The sequence below is a fragment of the Peptoniphilus sp. oral taxon 386 str. F0131 genome, assembly GCF_000090945.1.
Taxonomy (GTDB): domain Bacteria; phylum Bacillota; class Clostridia; order Tissierellales; family Peptoniphilaceae; genus Anaerosphaera; species Anaerosphaera mikwangii.
Genome location: NZ_GL349424.1, coordinates 1 through 1,752, shown reverse-complemented (window position 1 = coordinate 1,752; position 1,752 = coordinate 1). Strand labels below are relative to the sequence as shown.

General features: G+C 29.8%; 1 protein-coding gene. It reads left to right on the top strand.

Translation table 11 applies throughout. The features are described from left to right. Window positions 1–75 precede the first annotated feature (75 nt). A partial coding sequence (gene topA, locus HMPREF0629_RS07525; RefSeq protein WP_009222712.1) for a type I DNA topoisomerase occupies window positions 76–1,752 on the top strand: 1,677 nt, incomplete at its 3' end.

Genomic DNA, 1,752 nt, shown 5'->3' with positions numbered 1-1,752 from the left:
TTGTTAAAAGACTTGAACACTTAATAAATACTTGATATTATAACATAAATGAAAAATGTTTAAGGAAGTGTAACATTGGCTAAAAATTTAGTTATAGTTGAGTCACCTACTAAGGCTAAAACTATTAAAAAAATGCTTGGAAGTACTTATAAAGTTGTAGCATCGGTAGGACATATAAGAGATTTGCCTAAAAGTAAACTTGGAATAGATGTTGATAATAATTTCGAGCCCAGCTATATAAATATTAGAGGCAAGGGAGATATTATTAAAGGATTAAAAAAAGATGCTAAAGAAGCAGATCATATATATTTGGCAACTGACCCTGATAGAGAAGGGGAAGCTATTTCATGGCATTTAAGTAATATACTTAATCTTGATTCAAATAGTAAGAATAGAGTAACATTTAATGAAATAACAAAAGAAACTGTAAAAAGACAAATTAAAAATCCGCGTTTGATAGATATGGATCTTGTTAATGCACAACAAGCAAGGAGAGTTTTAGATAGACTTGCAGGATATAAAATAAGTCCATTGCTTTGGAAGAAGATAAAAAGCGGTTTGTCTGCCGGAAGAGTGCAGTCTGTTGTTTTAAAAGCTATATGTGATAGAGAACAGGAAATAGAAGGATTCGAAGCTGAAGAATACTGGACAATTGAAGCTATCCTAAAAAAGGGAAGAAGTAAAATTTCGTCTAAATACTATGGAGCAATAGAAAATGGCAAACAGATAAAACGTGAAATAAAAACGGAAAAAGAGTCTTTAGATATATTAAATAATATTGACAAAGATAATTTTATTGTAGAAGAAAAAAAGAGCGGCGTGAGAAAAAAATCATCTTCTCCTCCTTTTACTACATCTACAATGCAACAAGAAGCATCTAAAAAGTTGAATTTTTCTACAAAAAAAACAATGATTGTGGCACAAAGTTTATATGAAGGTATAGATATTCCGCGTGAAGGATCTGTGGGATTAATAACTTATATGAGAACAGATTCTACAAGAATGTCAGATGAAGCTCAAAATAGCGTACTTAAATTTATAAGTGATGAATATGGGGATAATTACCTATATAAAAATAATGCTAAAGTTAGTAAAAGTAATATTCAAGATGCTCATGAGTGTATAAGACCTACAGATGTGAATAGGACACCAAACTTATTGAAAGATTCACTTTCTAAAGATGAATTTAAATTATATTCTTTAATTTGGAAAAGATTTGTTGCATCACAAATGCAACCTGCAATTTATGATACGATGAGTCTCAATATAATTTCAAATAATGAAGTATTTAAGTCATCCGGTTCGCAAATAAAGTTTGATGGATTTTTAAGAGTATATGAATTTTCAACTGAAAAAGATGATATATTGCCTAATTTAGAGGTCGGCGATAAGCTGAAATGTGCGACAGTTGAAAATATTCAACATTTTACACAACCTGTTGCAAGGTATAATGAGGCAACTTTAATTAAATTTTTGGAAGAAAGAGCTATAGGAAGGCCGTCTACTTATGCACCGATAATAAGTACATTACTTTCAAGATATTATGTTGTGATAGAAGATAAAAAAATACTTCCAACTGAACTTGGGATAACGGTTAATGAAATTTTGTGTGATAATTTTTCTGATTTAATAAATGAGCAGTTTACTGCTAATATGGAAGCTGATCTTGATAAAATAGCTGATGGTGAATTAGAATGGAGAAATTTAATAAGGAATTTTTATGTTAAACTTGAAGAAGATTTAAAAATAAGC